Here is an 18,485-nt window from a genome sequence, read left to right as displayed (position 1 = left end):
TGAATCGGCTCCTACAGGAAGCCATCCGTCGCGGTTGCAGGTCGCCGGCGAATGGGTCCCACGTCGTCATCGGCCAACAAAAAACGCCGCCCGGGGCGGCGTTTTCGCATGCGTTCGTGCTGCGGGCGGCCGGCTTACCAGCCCCAGTAGCCCCAGCGGCCCCACGGGCCGCCCCATGGACCCCACGGGCCCCAGGGTCCCCAGGGGCCCCACGGATCGGCGACGACGCGGACCTCGCTGACCACCGGCCACAGGTAGACCACGTCGGCGGCGACCATCGGCAGGCGGTAGTCGTATTCGCCGATGCGCACGGTCTCGGTGCTCTGCACGCGACCGACGAAGGTCACGTCGCGGCCGGGGGTGAAGATCGCCGGGTCGTAGAAGCCGGCGCGGCAGGCGACGAAGCGACCCTGGCCGGCATCGGCGTTGTCGCTGTCCGGGCGGCCGGTGGCGTTGAGCGGGGTGGCGACCACCTGGAAGCAGGTGCCGTCGGGACCGGGCTTGGTCTCGACGATGCGGCCGCCCCAGCGCACGGCGGCGCCGATCTGCTGGCCGGCGACGGCCTGCTCGGGGGTGACGGCGAGGAAATTGCCCTGCAGCGGTTGCGGTGCGCTGGCACAGGCGCCGAGCAGCGCGACCGCCGCGAGCGCGAGGACGACGGTGAAGGGATCGCGGACAGACATGGCAGCCTCCGAAGGTTCAGGGGCGGTGCCGCCGCAGGTCTTCCACCAGCTGGCGTGTTCCCCCGTTGAGGCCAGCGTAGCGCGCATCGGCGAAACGTTGGCTGAGCGCGAGCAGGGTCTGGCCCGTCCGCGGGTGCGCCGCGCTGACCCGTTCAGCCCAGGCCAGCGCGGGTTCGTGCGGGGCGCGGCCCAGGCCCAGGCGCGCGTAGCGGCGGCCGAGCCGGTGCCAGGCGCGCAGCAGCGGGTCGCGTTCGCGCTCGCCGCGGGCCAGCAGCCAGACCATGCCGGCCAGCGCCAGCGCCGCGGCGGCGGTGAACAGCAGCAGCAATTGCGAGGGCTCGAGCCGGTGCAGGCCCAGCGGGCTCAGCAGCTCCTGCTGGCGGCGCGCGTCGAAGCCGAGCACCAGGTCGTTCCAGCCGCGGCGCAGCCAGTCGGTGAGGTCGCCGATACCGTCCAGGCGCAGCATGCCCAGGTCGCCGCCGGCACTGCCGGCGCGCTGCTCCAGGGTGTCGTAGATGCGCTCGGGCGCGACCGCGGCGGTCGGATCCACCCGCACCCAGCCGCGGCCGTCGAGCCAGACCTCGACCCAGGCATGCGCATCCATGCGCCGCACGATCCAGTAGTCGCCGAACGGATTGCGGTAGCCGCCGGTGTAGCCGGTGACCACGCGCGCGGGAATGCCGGCCGAGCGCATCAGCACGGTGAAGGCCGAGCTGAAGTGCTCGCAGTAGCCGCGGCGGGTGTCGAACAGGAACTCGTCGACCGCATTGCGCCCGGGCAGGCCGGTGTCGAGCGTGTAGATGAAGTCGCGGCGGACCATGTCCAGCGCGCGGTCGATGATGGCCTGGTCGTCGGCGCCGGCCTCGGCGCGCCATTGCCGGCCCAGCGCGCGGGTGCGCGGATCGTGGTCGGGCGGCAGCGCCAGCGCGCGCTGGCGCACCAGCGCGCGCAGCTGCGGCTCGAAGCGCAGCGGCGCGGCCGACTGCAGCTGCCAGCGGGTCGGCCCGGACAGGGTCTGCAGCGTTTCCAGGCTGGCCCCGTGCAACGCACGCGTACCGTCGGGCGCGTCGATGGCCAGGTCCAGTGCAGGCAGGTCGCGGCGGTCGGTCGCCTCCAGGTCGAGCTGGTAGCGCCATTGCACCGGCCCGGGCTCCACCGCCGGCACCGGCAGCGATTCCAGCCAGCGGTTGCGGGTCCAGGTGCGGCCGTCGTAGTCGAGCAGCACCGGTCCGCGCCAGTACATCTGCTCCAGCCGCGGCGCCGGGCCCTGGAACTGCGCGCGCATCGCCGGGGTGTCGTCGGCCATCAGGTCGAGCCAGCCGCCGGGGCTCATGCTGTCGGACAGGCCGGGCGTGGCGATGGCGCGCTCGGGCACGCCCCACAGCGGCGAGGCCAGGCGCGGGAACAGCCAGAACGCGATCAGCGCCAGCGGCACGCCGATCGCCACCAGCCGGCCGATGGTGCCCAGCCGCTGCCGCAGCGGCGACGGCGGCACCGCTGCTTCCAGGTCGGCCAGGCGTTGCAGGGTGAGCAGGCCGGCCAGCACCGCGGCCAGCGCCAGGCCCATCACCAGCGGTCCCTGGTCGAGCAGGAACGCGGCGAACGGGGCGAACAGGGCGAAGCCGACCAGGCTGCGCGCGTCGCGCAGGCTGCGCAGTTCGGCCGGCTTGATCGCCAGCATCGCCGCCAGCAGGGCGCTGCCGGTGTCGCGTCCCAGGCGGGTGCCCATGACCGCGACCACCGCCAGGACCACCGCCAGCGCCATCGCGCCGCGCAGCCAGCCGGGCAGGGGCCGGCGCCAGGCGAGCAGGGCCACCACCGGCGCGAGCACGCCGAAGCCGGCGCCCAGTTGCGGCGGCAGGGTCAGCAGCAGCGGCAGCAGCGCCAGGCCGGCCGCGGCCAGCGCCCAGGCACGGCTGCCGCCGTCGAGCAGCACCGGCTGCGGATCGGCGGGAAGCGGCGGCGGAACGGGCGCGGGCCGGCTCATGCGTCGGGCAGCAGCGCCAGCGCGCGCAGGCAGGCGTGGTGGTGCTCCAGGCCGCGGCCAGGGCCGAGCTGGGGCTGGCCCGGCAGGCGCAGGCGGTAGCGGCGGCCTTCGCGTTCGGCCTGGTCGACCCAGGCGGCCAGGCGCGAGATGCGCGCCTCGTAGGGCAGCGCGCGCACGGCGTTCCAGTCCAGCAGGACGTCCTGCTGCAGCGCGCGCTCGTACTCGCGCACCACCAGGCTGTCGCGGCGCGCGCTGTGCTTCCAGGCGATCGCGCGCGGCGCGTCGCCGCTGCGGTACGCGCGCAGCTGGTGCGGTTCCTCGCCCAGCGGATGCACGCGGCTGTGTTCGCTGTCGCCGCCGCTGTCGGGCAGCGGCGGCGGATGGGCCTCGGCGCGCGGATAGACCAGCAGTTGCTGCTGCGGCCAGACCCGCGTCCATGCGCGCGCCAGCCCGAGCGGCTGGGTCGTCGACAGGCGCAGGCGCCCGGGTTCGAGCCAGCCGCGCCGGCGGGTCGGCAGCGGCAGGGTCAGCTCGGCGGTGCCGTCCTCGCCGGTGCCGGTGAAGGCGCTGGCGCCGTCGAGCTCGCCGCGCAGCCCGCGCCGGCGGCGGCCGTCGCGGGCGGCCAGCGACAGGCGCAGCCACAGCAGCTCGCCGGCGGCCACCGGTTCGGCCGACAGCGCTTCGGCCTGCAGTCCCGACAGCTGCAGGTGGGCGGCGATCAGGCTCGCCAGGCCGGAAGCGCCCAGCAGCAGGGCCAGCATCAGCGCCGGGTTGTTGTTGTAGTTCAACGCGCCCAGCACCATCGCCAGCACCAGCACGCCGTAGAACAGGCCGAAGGCGGTGGGCAGCACGTAGATGCGGCGGCGGCCGATCCGCACCGGCATCCGTTCCGGCGCACGCGGGCGCTCGAACGCCTGCAGCCAGTGGCGCAGGTCGCGCAAGGCCTGCCGCATCAGTCCACCGGCACCGCGTGCAGCACCGCCTTGGCCAGCGCCGCGCCGCTGCCGGCCTCGGCCTCGCCGACCAGGCGGTGCCCGGCCACGGCGATGAACAGCGCCTGCACGTCTTCCGGCAGCACGTGCGCGCGCCCCAGCAGCAGTGCATAGGCGCGCGCGGCGCGCAGCAGGGCCAGGCCGGCGCGCGGCGACAGGCCCACGCGCACGCCGGGCAGCTGGCGGCTGCGCGCCAGCAGCGCCTGCACGTAGCCGACCAGCGCCTCGCTGGCGTGGACCTGCTCGGCGGCCCGGCGCAGCGCCTGCACTTCGCCGTCGCCGAGCACCGGCACCGCCTGGGCGATCAGCTCGCGGCGGTCGGCGCCGGTGAGCAGCGCGCGTTCGGATTCGGCGTTGGGGTAGCCGAGCGAGAAGCGCAGCAGGAACCGGTCCAGCTGCGAGTCGGGCAGCGGGAACGTTCCGGACAAGTCGACCGGGTTCTGGGTGGCGATCACGAAGAACGGATCGGGCAGCGGGTGGGTGGTGCCATCGACGGTGACCTGCTGTTCGGCCATCGCTTCCAGCAGCGCGCTCTGCGTGCGCGGCGGCGCGCGGTTGATCTCGTCGGCCAGCAGTACCTGGGTGAACACCGGGCCGGGATGGAACTGGAACTGGCGCGAGCCGGCCTCGTAGACCGAGACGCCGAGCACGTCGGCCGGCAGCAGGTCGGAGGTGAACTGGATGCGCTGGAAGCCCAGCCCCACGGTCGCCGCCAGCGCGTGCGCGAGCGTGGTCTTGCCCAGCCCAGGCAGGTCCTCGATCAGGACATGGCCGCCGGCCAGCAGCGCGACGAAGGCCAGCCGCACTTCCTGCGGCTTGCCCAGCACCAGTGCGTTGACCTGGCGCTGGGCCTGTGACAGCGAGCCGCGCAGTGCGTCGGTTAGGATGGGGGCCGATGCTTCCGCGGTGCGCGTCATCGTCTGGAAAGTCCCTGGGGTTTCGAACCTGGAGTGTAGCGGTAGAGATGGAGGCTGAGCAGCGCGCGCGTCGCGCCTTCTTCTTCTGGTGGACGCTGGCCTGTGCGCTCAAGCTCGCGGTGGCGGCGCGCTTGCCGCTGTTCGTCGACGAGGCCTTCTACTGGCAGGAAGGTAGGCACCTGGCGTCGGCCTATTCCGACCTGCCGGGCATGACCGCGTGGCTGGTCCGGCTGGGGACCGCGCTGGGCGGCGAGAACGCGCTCGCGGTGCGCCTGCCGTTCCTGGTGATCGGTGCGCTGGTGCCGTGGTGGGTGGCGCGGATCGGGCGGCGCTGGTTCGGCGCGATCCATGGCTGGCGCGCCGGCACCCTGGCGGTGCTGCTGCCGCTGGTGGGCACGCTGGGCGTGCTGGCGCTGCCGGACGTACCGATGGCGCTGGCCACCGTGCTGTGCCTGCACGCCGGTGCGCGGATGCTGCAGGAGCCCACCCCGTTCACCGCGGTGGAGCTGGCCTTCGGCCTGGCGCTGGGTGCGTTGAGCCATTACCGCTTCGCCGGGGTGGTCGTGGTCGGCGCGATGGTGATGCTGTGGCTGCCGCAGGGCCGGCGCCTGCTGCGCGATCCGCGCGCCCTGGTGGCGGTGGCGGTGGGCCTGCTGGCTTGGCTGCCGCTGCTGTTCTGGAACCTGGAGAACGGCGAGGCCGGCCTGCGCTTCCAGCTGGTGGAGCGACATCCCTGGGCGCTGCATGCCGGCGGCCTGGCGTTCGTGCCGCTGCAGGCGCTGCTGGTCACGCCGCTGCTGGGCTGGGCGATGCTCCAGGCCGGCTGGCTCACCGGCTGGAAGCGACGGCCGGCACGTCCGCAATGGCGCTTCCTGGCACTGTTCGGCACCGTGGTGCTGGGTGGCATCTTCCTGCTCGGCTTCGTCACCGACAACGAGCGGGTCAGCTTCCACTGGCCGGTGCCCGCCTACCTGGCGCTGTTGCCGGCGGCGGCGATGCTGGTCGGTGGCTGGCCCCGGTTCTGGCGGCGCCTGACCTGGGTGGGTGCGGCCCTGGGCCTGTGCGCCGCCCTGGCGTGGCTGTCGATGGTGGCTTCGCCGTCGCTGCGCCTGGCCAGCGCCGGTTCCAAGCACTATCCGCGCAATTTCGCCGGCTGGGATGCGCTGGCCCGCGTGGTACGGGAGGAACTGGAGACGATGCCGGCCGGCACGCGCCTGCTGGCCGACGACTTCAAGGTCGGGGCCCAGCTCGGTTTCCTGCTCGGCGACCCGGATATCGAAGTGCTCGACCACCCGCTCAACCATGCGCACGGCCGCGCCCCGCAGTTGCAGTTGTGGGGATTGCAGCGCGATGCGGCGCCGCAGGCGCAGACCCTGCTCGTGCTGGCGCCGGGCGATGTTGCCTTCCGCGACCTGCTGCGCCGCTACCATGCGCTGTGCCGGCGGCTGGGTCCGTTGCCGCCGGCGCGCAGCGTGCTGGTCGACCATGGCGCGCAGCGCTTCCTGCTGCTGCGCTTGCCGGCGCGCGAACACCCGCCGGCCGGAACGGAATCCTGCGTCACCCCGGCCCTGGCCTGGATCGACGCGCCCCTGCCGGACCAGGTGCGGCCTCCGAGGTTCCAGGTCGACGGCTGGGCGTTCAAGGAGGGCGCCGGACTGGCGCGGGTCGAGATCCTGCTCGATGGCGCGGTGGTCGCCGAAGCCGACTACGGATCGGCATTCAACGTCCGCGGCCATTTCCCGGAGTCGCGCGATCCCCACCAGCCGCACGTCGGCTTCCGCGCCGAGATCGACCTGCCGGCCAGCCAGGCTGGGCGGCGCTGGCTTGGCCTGCGCCTGCACGGCACCGACGGCAGCGTCGAGGACTGGCCGGCGCAGCCGGTGCGGATCGTCCGCGGCGGCGGCGGCGGGTAACATGCGCCCCCACTCGACGACGGAACGCCTCGGCATGCAGGACACCCCACACGATCCTTCCCGCGGCGGCGCCCCTGCCGGCCCGTTGCGGATAGCGCTGCTGGTGCCTTGCCACAACGAAGCGGCGACGGTCGCCGCGGTCGTCGCCGCCTTCGCCGTCAGCCTGCCGCAGGCGCGCTGCCACGTGTTCGACAACCGCTCCGACGATGCGACCGCGGCCATCGCGCGGGCCGCCGGCGCGCAGGTGCACGCGGTCGCGCTGCGCGGCAAGGGCAACGTGATCCGCCGCGCCTTCGCCGACATCGAAGCCGACGTCTACGTGATGGTCGATGGCGACGCGACCTACGACGCGGCGGCGGCCCCGGTGCTGGTGCAGCGATTGCTGGACGAGGGCCTGGACATGGTGGTCGGTGCGCGCGTCGACCAGGATCCGGCCGCGTACCGTGCCGGCCACCGCTTCGGCAACCGGCTGCTCACGCGCTGCGTGGCACGGCTGTTCGGCGACACGTTCGACGACATGCTGTCCGGCTACCGGGTGTTCTCGCGCCGCTACGTGAAGTCGTTCCCCGCGCATGCGGCCGGTTTCGAGATCGAGACCGAACTGGCGGTGCACGCGCTGCAGTTGCGGATGCCGGTGGCGGAGATGCCGACCGCCTACGGCGCGAGGCCGGAAGGTTCGACCAGCAAGCTCAACACTTACCGCGACGGCGCGCGCATCCTCGCCACCATCGTGCGCCTGTTCAAGGCCGAGCGGCCGCTGCTGTTCTTTTCGCTGGGCGCCGGCGCCAGCCTGCTGCTGTCGGTGCTGCTGGCCATCCCACTGTTCGTGACCTACTTCGAGACCGGGCTGGTGCCGCGCTTCCCCACCGCGATCCTGTGCTCGGCGCTGGTGCTGCTGTCGGCGGTGCTGCTGGCCTGCGGCCTGGTGCTGGATACCGTCACCCGCGGCCGGATCGAGGCCAAGCGACTGGCCTACCTCGCCATCCCGGCCACGCGCGGGCGACTGCGGGCGCCAGGCGGGGCGGGGCGCGAAGCGCTGGCCGTCCCGGCCGGCGAAGGAGTGCGCTGAGTGGCGTGGCTGCGCGGGCTGGGTACGCGCCTGGCCCCGGTGCGCGCGCGGCTGCGCCACCGCTTCGGCTTCGGCACCCGCCGCGGCGTGGTCAATGCGACGGTGGCGGTGTCGCTGCTATGCGCGCTGGTGTCGCTGCTGCGCGGACAGGATGCGAACTGGGACCTGCGCAACTACCACGTCCACAACGCCTGGGCGCTGCTCGAAGGCCGGCTCGGCATCGACCTGGCGCCGGCGCAGATGCAGAGCTACTTCGTGCCGCTGCTGGACGTGCCGTACTTCCTGCTCGTGCAGCACGCGCCGGCACCGCTGGCCGGGATCCTGCTGGGCCTGCTGCACGGCCTGGCGTTCCTGCCGGTGGCCTGGATCGCCTGGCGCGCGCTGGCCGCCGATCCGCGGCGCGACTGGCTCGCGCCGCTGCTGGCGCTGGCGGGGCTGGCCAGCGCCGCGTTCCTGTCCGAACTGGGCAACACGATGGGCGATGCGAGCACCGCCGTGCTGGTGCTCGGCGCCCTGGCGCTGGCAATGCCGCGCGCCGATGGCCGATGGCGCAGCGGCCCGGTCGCGCTGGCCGGCGTGCTGCTGGGCATGGCGGTGGCGTTCAAGCTGACCAATGCGATCTACGCGGTGGCGCTTGGCGTGGCCATGCTGGTGCCGGCACAGCCATGGCGCGCGCGGCTGCGGATGGCCACGTGGCTGACCTTGGTGGCGCTGACCACGTTCGCGGTCCTGGCCGGGCCGTGGCTCTACCGGGTGTGGAGCGCGTTCGGCAATCCGCTGTTCCCGCAGTTCAATGCGTGGTTCCAGGCGCCGCTGGCGACGCCGGTGGCGGTCGCCGACACGCGCTGGCTGCCGCAGGGCTGGGGCGAGGCGCTGCTGCGGCCGCTGCTGTTCACCGCCAATCCGTACCTGGTCAGCGAAATCGCGCTGCTGCAGGTGACCTGGGCGCTGCTGTACCTGGCGGCGATCGGTGCGCTGGTGCGTTGGGCGCTGGTGCGGCGCGATGGGCGGGCGGTTGCGCCTGCGGCCGAGGCGGCGGTGCGGCGCATCCTTGCGGTGTTCTTCGCCGTGGCGTTCGTGGTGTGGCTGGCGATGTTCAGCATCCACCGCTACCTCGTGGTGCTGGAGCTGCTGGCGCCGCTGGTGTTGTGGCTGCTGCTCCATTACCTGCTGCCGGCGCGCGCGGCCGCGCGTGGCGCGGCCGTGGCGATCGTGCTGGCCTCGCTGGTCGCGCTGGCCGGGTGGAACGACTGGGGGCACGCCGGCTGGTCGCGCACCGCCTTCCGCGTGCAGGCCCCGCCCGGCCCACCGGTCGGCACGGTGCTGCTGGTGGGCGGCGAGCCGCAGGCCTGGCGCATCCCGTACCTGCCGCCGGGTCCGGCCTATGCGTCGGTGGGTTCCAATTTCCCGGAATCGCCGGCCTATGTGGCGCGGATCGGAGAGCTGGCGCGCAGCGGGGGCGGAGGCATCGCCGCGATCCTGCCGGTGGTGGTGGACCGGCGCGCCGACAGCATCGACCGTCGCAACCTCTGGGCCGGGCGGTTGGGGCTCGATGCCGGCGACTGCCCGCTGCTGCGCCGGCTCGCCGGGCGCAGCCGCAGCCTGCAGCTGGTCGAGCCCGCGCAGTCGCCCAGTGGCCGCTGCCGGCTGGCGCTGGCGGCCGATCGCGTGCTGGCCACGGACCGGGCCAACGAAGCGATCGTGGCCGATGCGGCTCCGGTGCTGGCGCGCTACGGGCTGCAGCTGGATCCGGCGGCCTGCGTCCAGCGCGAGAGCTGGATCGGCACGCAGCCGCATCCGTACCGCTGGTGCCCGCTGGTCGTCGTGGCGCCGGGCGCCGGCGGTTGAAGCCGGCTCAGGGCACCGCGTAGCCGGCCTGGCGCAGCAGCCCGGCCAGCGCGATCAGCGGCAAGCCGACCAGGGCGGTCGGGTCATGGGTCTCGATCGCCTCGAACAGGGCGATTCCCAGGCCCTCGCACTTGAAGCTGCCGGCGCAGTCGAACGGCTGCTCGGCGTCGACGTAGCGTTCGATTTCCGCGGCGGCGAGCGCGCGGAAGCGGACCCGGGTGGTGTCGACCGCGGCCAGTTCGTGGTCGCCTCGGCGCAGGCAGACCGCGGTGTGGAACTGCACGCTGCGCCCGCCCATCGCGGCGAGCTGGGCGAGGGCGGCCTCGCGTCCCCCCGGCTTGCCGAGGATCCGGCCGTCCAGGTCGGCGGCCTGGTCCGAGCCGATCACCCAGGCCCCGGGATGGCGGGCGGCCACCGCGTCGGCCTTGGCCCGGGCCAGGCGGCGGACCAGCTGGCCGGGGCTCTCGCCCCGGAGCGGGGTCTCGTCGACCTCCGGGCGGGCGGTTTCGAACGGCAGCCGCAGCCGCTGCAGCAGCTCGCGCCGGTAGGGGGAGGTGGAGGCCAGGATCAGCATGGACGGGGCACCGGCGGGGCAGGCCAGTGTCGGCCCGGGCCGGCGCGGCGGCAATGCTGTATGGCGGCCGCTTGCCTGGTTTGACAGGTCGCGGCCGGATCCTTAACATTCAGCGGCTTATGTCCGCAGGTGCGTCCGTCGTGCAGCTTCCCGAAACACTGGATGCCTGGCGCATGGTCGCTGCGAGACGGCAGTTCGAAGGGTCCTTGCCGCTGTCGGCGATGCCCCGGCTCGGTGGCAGTCTTGCCGACAGCGAAGGCGAATGCCGCTTCGCGCTGGAGTTCGGCCAGGATGCGTTGCAGGTGCCCTACGTCGAGCTGTCGATCGAAGCAGGCCTGCCGCTGGTGTGCCAGCGCAGCCTGGAGCGGTTCGTGTTCCCGGTGAAGACCGTGCAGCGGCTCGGCCTGATCCGCGACGAGGCCGACGAGGCCGCGTTGCCGCCCGGGTACGAGGCGCTGCTGGTGCCGGAGGACGGCCTGCTGCGGCCGGCCGACCTGGTCGAGGACGAACTGGTCCTGGCCGTGCCGGTGGTGCCGCTGGCGCCGGACGCCGCACCGGTCGACCGGACCTGGTCGGCGGGCGAAGAGGAAATGCAGGCGGCCAGCCCGTTCGCGGCGCTGGCATCGCTGAAGAAGAAGTAGACGGCCGCGCCGCCGCCGAAGGCGCCCTGGAATAACACCGGCGGGTGGCTTGCAGGTCCCACAAGAACACGCAATCTAACGAGTTTGGAGCAATCCCATGGCTGTGCAGAAATCCCGTGTCACCCCGTCCCGCCGTGGCCAGCGCCGTTCGCACGACGCGCTGACGGCCAAGCAGCTGGCGACCGACCCGACCACGGGCGAGACCCACCTGCGCCACCACGTCACCGCCGACGGCTACTACCGCGGCAAGAAGGTCATCGCCACCAAGTCTTCGGTCGTCGAAGAAGACTGAGCGTGACCGGCGGCGCGCGCTGCCGGCGCGCGCCGCGCCTGCGTTACTGAATATCCCGGCTCCGCGGAGCCTCCAGCGGGAACGCGCATGAGCGAGCGGATCTATTCGCGCATCGCCGGAACCGGCAGCTACCTGCCGGAGAAGGTGGTGACCAACGACGACCTGGCCAAGGTGGTCGACACCAGCGACGAATGGATCCACTCGCGCACCGGCATCCGCGAACGGCGCGTGGCCGCCGAAGGCCAGACCACCAGCGACCTGGGCTACCAGGCCGCGCTGAAGGCGATCGAGGCCGCCGGCATCGCCGCCGACGAGATCGACCTGATCGTGGTCGGCACGACCACGCCCGACTATGTGTTCCCGTCCACCGCCTGCCTGATCCAGCAGAAGCTGGGCGTGGCCGGCTGCGCGGCGTTCGACGTCAACGCGGCCTGCTCGGGCTTCGTGTTCGCGCTGAGCGTGGCCGACAAGTTCGTGCGCACCGGCACCTCGAAGACCGTGCTGGTGGTCGGGGTCGAGACCCTGACGCGGATGGTCGACTGGACCGACCGCACCACCTGCGTGCTGTTCGGCGACGGCGCTGGCGCAGTGGTGCTCAAGGCCGACGCCGAGACCGGCATCCTGTCCACGCACCTGCACGCAGACGGCAGCAAGAAGGACCTGCTGCGCTGCCCTGTGGGCGTGTCCGCCGGCTTCAGCGAGAACGAGCCCAATGCCGGCGTGCGCATCCAGATGGCCGGCAACGACGTGTTCAAGCACGCGGTCAAGGCGCTGGATTCGGTGGTCGACGAGACCCTCGAGGCCAACGGCCTCGACAAGCACGACCTGGACTGGCTGATCCCGCACCAGGCCAACCTGCGCATCATCGAGGCCACCGCCAAGCGGCTGGACATGCCGATGGACCGCGTGATCGTCACCGTCGACCGCCATGGCAACACGTCGGCCGGCTCGGTGCCGCTGGCGCTCGACGAAGCGGTGCGTTCCGGCCGCGTGCAGCGCGGCCAGCTGCTGCTGCTGGAAGCGTTCGGCGGTGGTTTCACCTGGGGTTCGGCGCTGCTGCGCTACTGAATCGCGCGCGACCACTCTGGTCGCCGCCTGGTGTTTTCCGGAAGGTCGCGCGGTGCGCGGCCTTCGCCTTTTCCGGCCATCCGTCCGGCGGCTCCCAGCCGCGCCAGCACATACGGCCAAGTACAGACAAACGCGGCGGATCGCCCGTATCATCGCCGCTCTTTCCCGCTGTGCGACTGCGCGTGACCGATCCGACGCTCGCTTTTGTTTTCCCCGGCCAGGGCTCCCAGTCCGTGGGCATGCTCGCCGAACTGGCCGAACTGCACCCGCAGGTCCGCGATGCGTTCGCCGAAGCCTCCGACGGCGCCGGCACCGACCTGTGGGCGCTGTCCCAGGGCGGTCCCGAGGAAATGCTCAACCGCACCGAGTACACCCAGCCGGCGCTGCTGGCCGCGGGCATCGCGGTGTGGCGCGCCTGGCAGGCGCAGGGCGGCGCGCAGCCGGCGCTGCTGGCCGGGCACAGCCTGGGCGAATACACCGCACTGGTCGCCGCCGGCGCGCTGTCGTTGAAGGATGGCGCGCACCTGGTGCGCCTGCGCGGCCAGCTGATGCAGGACGCCGCCCCCGCGGGCACCGGCGCGATGGCCGCGGTGCTCGGCGCCGAGGACGACGTGGTGCGCGCGGTGTGCGAGGAGGCCTCCGGCAGCCAGGTCGTGGTGCCGGCCAATTACAACTCGCCCGGGCAGATCGTGATCGGCGGCGACGCGGCCGCGGTCGACCGCGCGCTGGCGCTGCTGGCCGAACGCGGCGTCCGCAAGGCGGTGAAGCTGGCGGTCAGCGTGCCCTCGCACACGCCGCTGATGCGCGAGGCCGCCAACCGCCTGGCCGAGGCGATGGCCGGCATGGCCTGGCGCGTGCCGGCGCTGCCGGTGGTGCAGAACGTCGACGCGCAGTCGCATGCCGGCATCGATGCGATCCGCGATGCGCTGGTGCGCCAGCTGTACCTGCCGGTGCAGTGGACCGGTTGCGTGCAGGCGCTGGCCGCGCACGGCGCCACCCGCGTCGCCGAATGCGGCCCGGGCAAGGTGCTGGCCGGACTGGCCAAGCGCATCGACAAGTCGCTCGACGCGCGTGCGATCGGCGCGGTCGGCGATTTCGAATCGGCACTGGCCGACTGGCGCTGATACCCTGCGGCGCGGCCGTGGCCATGCCCGGCCCGCCCCCGAACCGGAACACGAGGTCCACATGAGCAACCTGCCCCTGAGCGGTGAAGTCGCGCTGGTCACCGGCGCCAGCCGAGGCATCGGCGCGGCCATCGCCGACGAACTGGCCGCGCGTGGCGCCACCGTCATCGGCACGGCCACCAGCGACGGCGGCGCCGAGGCGATCGGCGCGCGCCTGGCCGGCGCCGGCGGCCACGGCCGCAAGCTGGACGTCACCGACGCGGCCGCGGTCGAGGCGCTGATCGATGCCATCGCCAAGGACTTCGGCCCCGTCTCGATCCTGGTCAACAACGCCGGCATCACCCGCGACAACCTGCTGATGCGGATGAAGGAAGAGGACTGGCAGGCGATCCTGGACACCAACCTGACCAGCGTCTACCGCACGTCCAAGGCGGTGATGCGCGGCATGATGAAGGCGCGCAAGGGTCGCATCGTCAACATCGCCTCGGTGATCGGCGCCACCGGCAACGCCGGGCAGGCCAACTACGCCGCGGCCAAGGCCGGGATCATCGCGTTCTCCAAGTCGCTGGCCAAGGAGATCGGCAGCCGCAACGTCACCGTCAATGTCGTGGCTCCCGGCTTCATCGACACCGACATGACCCGCGACCTGCCCGAGGACGCGAAGAACGCCATGCTCGGCCAGATCGCCCTGGGCCGCCTCGGCGAGCCGGCGGACATCGCCCGCGCGGTCGCGTTCCTGGCGGGCCCGGATGCCGGCTACATCACCGGCGAGACCCTGCATGTCAACGGCGGCATGTACATGGCCTGAGCGCCGCCGGGCGCCGAGCCAAGATGAAGGATTTCAAAAGCCGCGTAAGCTTTTGATCTGGTTGCGGTTGCAGGGCAGTGCCCGCTGCCGCGGCTTTTGACTACACTATCCGCCCTGTGGACAGTGAACCCAGTGCCGCCGCATCGCCGGCGGCTCGTATCGACAACCACTCCGCCTGGAGCAGCAAACCCATGAGCACCATCGAAGAGCGCGTCAAGAAAATCGTCGTCGAACAGCTCGGCGTCAAGGAAGAGGAAGTGACCAACAGCGCATCGTTCGTCGACGATCTGGGCGCCGATTCGCTCGACACCGTCGAGCTGGTGATGGCGCTCGAAGAAGAGTTCGAGTGCGAGATCCCGGACGAAGAGGCCGAGAAGATCACCTCCGTCCAGCAGGCGATCGACTACATCAAGACGCACGTCAAGAGCTGATGCGCGTCGCGACCACGGGCCGCTCGCCGGCCCGCGGAGCTGCAATACAACCGGGGCCGCTGCGTGCGGCCCCGTGCGCGTCTGGCGCCATGGCGCCAGGTGGCGCCGCAACAGGCAACGCTTCGAAGAATCCATACCGCAGCAAAGCAGGGAGCCGTCTATGAGTCAGCGTCGCGTCGTCGTTACCGGCATGGGCATGGTCTCGCCGCTGGGCAACGACATGGCCAGCAGCTGGGACGGGATCGTCAACGGCCGCTCCGGCATCGGCGAGGTCACCTCGTTCGATGCGTCCAGCTTCGCCACCCGCATCGTCGGCGAGGTGCGCGGGCTGGACATCGCCCAGTACGTCAATCCGAAGGACGCGAAGAAGATGGACGCGTTCATCCACTACGGAATGGCGGCCGCGCTGATGGCGCTGGACGACTCCGGGCTGGAGATCACCGAGGCCAACGCCGAGCGCGTGGGCGCGATCATCGGTTCGGGCATCGGCGGCATCCTGGGCATCGAGCAGCAGACCGAGAAGTTCATCGAGGGCGGTCCGCGCAAGATCTCCCCGTTCTACATCCCGAGCACCATCATCAACATGCTGCCGGGCCACCTGAGCATCATGAAGGGGCTCAAGGGGCCGGGCTTCTCCGCCGTTTCCGCGTGCGCCACCTCCAACCATTCGATCGGCATGGCCATGCGCATGATCCAGTACGGCGACGCCGACGTGATGGTCGCCGGCGGCGCCGAGCGCGGCTCCTCGCCGACCTCGATGGGCGGCTTCTGCTCGATGAAGGCCATGTCCACGCGCAACGACGACCCCACGCGGGCGTCGCGTCCGTGGGACAAGGACCGCGACGGCTTCGTCATGGGCGACGGCGCCGGCATCCTGGTGATCGAGGAGTACGAGCACGCCAAGGCGCGCGGCGCCCGCATCTACTGCGAGCTCGCCGGTTTCGGCGCCAGCACCGACGCGTTCCACATGACCGCGCCGAGCGAGGATGGCGACGGTCCCGCCCGCTGCATGCTGTCGGCGCTCAAGGACGCCGGCCTGAACATCGAGCAGGTGGACTACCTCAACGCGCACGGCACCTCGACCCCGCTGGGCGACCTGGCCGAGACCCTGGCGATGAAGCGCGCCTTCGGCGACCACGCCTACAGGATGATGGTCAGCTCGACCAAGTCGATGACCGGGCATCTGCTCGGCGCGGCCGGCGGCGTCGAGGCGATCTTCTCGGTGCTGGCGCTGCGCGACGACATCATCCCGCCGACCATCAACCTCGACGAGCCCGGCGAAGGCTGCGACCTGGACTACGTGCCCAACGTGGCGCGCCAGAAGCGGATCGACGTGGCGCTGTCCAACGGCTTCGGCTTCGGCGGCACCAACGGCACCCTGGTGTTCAGGCGGCTCTGAACGGGATCGACCGGCGATGACGGCCGCCGCGGACGGGCGAGCCGTCGCGCCCGGGGCTGGCGCCGCCTGGTAGCCGGCGCCGCCGGCCTTGGCGGAACGGTACCGGCTCGAGCTGTTTCCGCGTCCGCCCGCCATCCCACAGGCCTGCATGCTGCATTTCCTTCCGCTCCCTGCCGACACCGACCTGCTGGCGCTGCACCGGCAGGCACCGTCGCGCTATCCCCTGCTGCTGGAGTCCGTCGCTTCCGGCACCGTCCAGGGCCGCTGGGACCTGCTGCTGGCCGGCGACGGCAGTGGCCTGCGGCTGGATCCGGACGGCGTTACCCGCGACCTGGCGGGGCAGGCGTTGGCGGGCACGTTCCTGGAGGCGCTGGACGCGGCGTGGCGCCCGCTGCGCACCGTGGCCGAGGAGCCGCGCTGGCCCTTCCATGGCGGCTGGGCGCTGCTGATGGACTACGAGCTGGCCGCGCAGGTCGAGCCGGTGCTCGCGCTGCCCATGCGACCGGCCGGCCATCGGCCGCTGGCGCTCGCGTTGCGCTGCCCGGCCGCGATCCTGCGCGATCGCGCCAGCGGCGAATGCATCGCCGTGGCCGAGCCCGCGCATGCGGCGCTGCTCCCCGCGATCGCCGGCGACATCGCCGGCGCGCGCGCGCTGCCGCCGCTGCCGGGCTGGCAGCCGCCGGCGTCGATCGTGGAAGACGAACCCCGGCGCTTCCTCGAGGGCGTCGAGCGGATCCTCGATTACCTGCGCGCTGGCGACGTGTTCCAGGTGAACCTGTCGCGCGGCTGGCAGGCGCGCTTCGACGCGCCGCTGGACCCGGCTGCGCTCTACGCCCGCCTGCGGCAGGCCAACCCCGCCCCGTTCGCCGGGCTGTTCGCCGGCGACGGCTGGGCGGTGGCCAGTTCCTCGCCGGAGCGGCTGGTCTCGGTGCGCGGGCGCGTGGTCGAGACCCGGCCCATCGCCGGCACCCGTCCGCGCTTCGAGGGCGATGACGATGCGGCCCGGATCCGCGAACTGGTCGGCCATCCGAAGGAGCGCGCCGAGCACGTGATGCTGATCGACCTGGAACGCAACGACCTGGGCCGGGTCTGCGAACCGGGCAGTGTCCAGGTCGACGAACTGATGACGGTGGAGAGCTACGCCCACGTCCACCACATCGTCAGCAACGTGCGCGGGATCCTGCGCGAGGACGCCACGCCGGGCGAGGTGATCGCCGCGGTGTATCCCGGCGGGACCATCACCGGCTGCCCGAAGGTGCGCTGCATGCAGATCATCGCCGAGCTCGAGCGTACGCCGCGCGGCGCCTACACCGGTGCGATCGGCTGGCTCGGCCGCGACGGCGACCTCGACCTCAACATCCTCATCCGCAGCGCCGAGGTGCAGGGCAGGGATGCCGTGTTCCGCACCGGGGCAGGCATCGTCGCCGACTCGATACCTGCGCGCGAGCTCGACGAGACCCGGGCCAAGGCGCGCGGCCTGCTGCGGGCGCTGGACCCGTCGGCATGAGCGCCTGCGAGCCCGCCGCGCCGGCGCGGTATGCTGGACGGCAACACGATCGACGAGGTGGACGTGGCTGGCGGACGTAGACGCGCACTGCGCTGGGGCCTGGGTTTGCTGTGCCTGCTGCTGCTCGCCGTGGCCGCGGCGGCCGGGTGGGGCTGGATGCACTACCAGCGCTTCGCCGACGCACCGGTCGCCAGCGCCGGCACCGCCGACAGCGTGCGGATCGAGCGTGGCGACGGATTCACCACGGTGCTCGCCCGCCTGCGTGAGGCGGGCGTCGATGCCGGCCGGGACCTGGAATGGCGCCTGCTGGCACGGCAGATGGACGCCGCAGGCCGGCTCAAGGTCGGCGAGTACGCGCTGACGCCGGAGCTGACCCCGCGCGAACTGCTGCAGCGCATGCGCGATGGCCGCGTCCTCCAGTACCGGGTGACCCTGGTCGAAGGCTGGAACTTCCGCCAGCTGCGCGCCGCCCTTGCCGCCGCGCAGCCGCTGCGGCACGAGACCGGCGACATGGACGACGCGGCGCTGATGGCCGCGCTCGGACATCCCGGCCAGCATCCGGAAGGCCGCTTCCTGCCGGAGACCTACCTGTACCAGCGCGGCGACAGCGACCTGGACATCCTGCGCCGCGCGCACGCGGCGATGGAACAGGCACTGGCGCAGGCCTGGGAGTCGCGCGCGCCTGACGTGCCCCTGAAGTCCGCCGAAGAGGCGCTGGTGCTGGCCTCGATCGTGGAGAAGGAGACCGGCCAGGCGCAGGAGCGCCCGCAGATCGCCGGCGTGTTCTCGCGGCGGTTGCAGAAGGGCATGCTGCTGCAGACCGACCCGACCGTGATCTACGGCATGGGCAGCACCTACGCGGGCAACATCCGCAAGCGCGACCTCACCACCGACACGCCCTACAACACCTACACCCGGCCGGGCCTGCCGCCCACGCCGATCGCCATGCCCGGCCGCGCCGCGCTGCAGGCGGCGGTCGATCCGGCGCCGGGCGACGCGTTGTACTTCGTCTCGCGCAACGACGGCAGCCACGTCTTCTCGGCCACCTACGCCGAACACAATGCCGCGGTCGACTGCTACCAGCGGCGGCGCTGTCCGCCTGACAAGGCGGACAACAAGGCGCCATCGCCTGACAAGGCGGACAACAAGGCGCAATCGCCTGGCAAGGCGGGCAACAACGCGCCATCGCCTGGCGAGGCGGGCAACGACGGGAGCGCGGCGCCGCCTGGCAA

The 18,485-nt window shown here is 72.4% G+C and carries 16 protein-coding genes and 1 pseudogene; 12 read left to right on the top strand and 5 right to left on the bottom strand.

Going from position 1 to position 18,485, the window contains the following annotated elements; translation table 11 throughout:
- Window positions 1-134: 134 nt before the first annotated feature.
- From ABKA19_RS07425 to ABKA19_RS07410, 4 genes are read right to left on the bottom strand one after another with little or no spacing between them, the layout of a single operon-like run.
- Entirely contained in the window at window positions 135-683 is a 549-nt protein-coding gene (locus ABKA19_RS07425; RefSeq protein ID WP_353688366.1) for a Slp family lipoprotein, read from the bottom strand.
- 16 nt (window positions 684-699) lie between these two features.
- Window positions 700-2,670 carry a transglutaminase TgpA family protein gene (locus ABKA19_RS07420; protein ID WP_353688365.1) on the bottom strand — a complete coding sequence of 657 codons (1,971 nt, stop codon included), beginning with the start codon at window positions 2,668-2,670 and terminating at the stop codon, window positions 700-702.
- Window positions 2,667-3,623 (bottom strand): DUF58 domain-containing protein, encoded by a 957-nt coding sequence (locus ABKA19_RS07415; protein ID WP_353688364.1) that lies wholly within the window; start codon window positions 3,621-3,623, stop codon window positions 2,667-2,669. The genes ABKA19_RS07420 and ABKA19_RS07415 overlap by 4 nt, the downstream gene beginning before the upstream one ends.
- On the bottom strand, window positions 3,623-4,579 hold the full coding sequence (locus ABKA19_RS07410) for an AAA family ATPase (RefSeq protein ID WP_162377215.1): 957 nt from the start codon (window positions 4,577-4,579) through the stop codon (window positions 3,623-3,625). Before ABKA19_RS07410 ends, ABKA19_RS07415 begins: the two co-directional genes overlap by 1 nt.
- A gap of 47 nt (window positions 4,580-4,626) precedes the next feature.
- Here ABKA19_RS07410 and ABKA19_RS07405 point away from each other — a divergent pair, with 47 nt between their 5' ends.
- From ABKA19_RS07405 to ABKA19_RS07395, 3 genes are read left to right on the top strand one after another with little or no spacing between them, the layout of a single operon-like run.
- Window positions 4,627-6,492, top strand: coding sequence for an ArnT family glycosyltransferase (locus tag ABKA19_RS07405; protein WP_353688363.1), 1,866 nt, complete (start codon window positions 4,627-4,629; stop codon window positions 6,490-6,492).
- A 34-nt stretch (window positions 6,493-6,526) separates the two neighbouring features.
- Complete coding sequence (locus ABKA19_RS07400) at window positions 6,527-7,561, top strand: glycosyltransferase family 2 protein (protein WP_353688362.1); 1,035 nt, start codon at window positions 6,527-6,529, stop codon at window positions 7,559-7,561.
- Entirely contained in the window at window positions 7,562-9,409 is a 1,848-nt protein-coding gene (locus ABKA19_RS07395; protein ID WP_353688361.1) for a hypothetical protein, read from the top strand.
- Between the two features lie 7 nt (window positions 9,410-9,416).
- On the opposite strand, the gene ABKA19_RS07390 is transcribed toward ABKA19_RS07395, so the two are convergent.
- Window positions 9,417-9,983 carry a Maf family protein gene (locus tag ABKA19_RS07390; RefSeq protein WP_162377219.1) on the bottom strand — a complete coding sequence of 189 codons (567 nt, stop codon included), beginning with the start codon at window positions 9,981-9,983 and terminating at the stop codon, window positions 9,417-9,419.
- A gap of 119 nt (window positions 9,984-10,102) precedes the next feature.
- On the opposite strand from ABKA19_RS07390, the gene ABKA19_RS07385 reads away from it, so the two are divergent.
- The 9 genes and pseudogenes from ABKA19_RS07385 to mltG form a co-directional block, all read left to right on the top strand.
- Window positions 10,103-10,624: a YceD family protein gene (locus tag ABKA19_RS07385; RefSeq protein ID WP_353688360.1), complete on the top strand. Its 522-nt coding sequence runs from the start codon at window positions 10,103-10,105 to the stop codon at window positions 10,622-10,624.
- 97 nt (window positions 10,625-10,721) lie between these two features.
- Window positions 10,722-10,916: a 50S ribosomal protein L32 gene (gene rpmF, locus ABKA19_RS07380; protein ID WP_162377221.1), complete on the top strand. Its 195-nt coding sequence runs from the start codon at window positions 10,722-10,724 to the stop codon at window positions 10,914-10,916.
- 87 nt (window positions 10,917-11,003) lie between these two features.
- Complete coding sequence (locus tag ABKA19_RS07375) at window positions 11,004-11,984, top strand: beta-ketoacyl-ACP synthase III (protein ID WP_353688359.1); 981 nt, start codon at window positions 11,004-11,006, stop codon at window positions 11,982-11,984.
- A gap of 182 nt (window positions 11,985-12,166) precedes the next feature.
- Entirely contained in the window at window positions 12,167-13,108 is a 942-nt protein-coding gene (gene fabD, locus ABKA19_RS07370) for an ACP S-malonyltransferase (protein WP_353688358.1), read from the top strand.
- Window positions 13,109-13,169: 61 nt separating this feature from the next.
- Window positions 13,170-13,916: a 3-oxoacyl-ACP reductase FabG gene (fabG, locus tag ABKA19_RS07365; RefSeq protein WP_353688357.1), complete on the top strand. Its 747-nt coding sequence runs from the start codon at window positions 13,170-13,172 to the stop codon at window positions 13,914-13,916.
- Window positions 13,917-14,107: 191 nt separating this feature from the next.
- A complete protein-coding gene (gene acpP / locus ABKA19_RS07360; RefSeq protein ID WP_162377225.1) occupies window positions 14,108-14,347 on the top strand; it encodes an acyl carrier protein in 240 nt (79 codons plus the stop codon).
- 160 nt (window positions 14,348-14,507) lie between these two features.
- A complete protein-coding gene (gene fabF, locus ABKA19_RS07355; protein WP_353688356.1) occupies window positions 14,508-15,746 on the top strand; it encodes a beta-ketoacyl-ACP synthase II in 1,239 nt (412 codons plus the stop codon).
- Window positions 15,747-15,894: 148 nt separating this feature from the next.
- A complete protein-coding gene (locus tag ABKA19_RS07350; protein ID WP_353688355.1) occupies window positions 15,895-17,253 on the top strand; it encodes an aminodeoxychorismate synthase component I in 1,359 nt (452 codons plus the stop codon).
- A gap of 57 nt (window positions 17,254-17,310) precedes the next feature.
- Window positions 17,311-18,366 (top strand): annotated as a pseudogene (gene mltG, locus ABKA19_RS07345) (endolytic transglycosylase MltG); the annotation flags it as partial.
- Window positions 18,367-18,485: the final 119 nt, after the last annotated feature.

It is taken from the genome of Pseudoxanthomonas sp. Soil82 (genome assembly GCF_040446535.1).
Taxonomy (GTDB): Bacteria; Pseudomonadota; Gammaproteobacteria; order Xanthomonadales; family Xanthomonadaceae; genus Pseudoxanthomonas; species Pseudoxanthomonas kaohsiungensis.
Note: the sequence above shows the minus strand (reverse complement) of the source record. Positions and strands in the feature narration are given on the sequence as shown.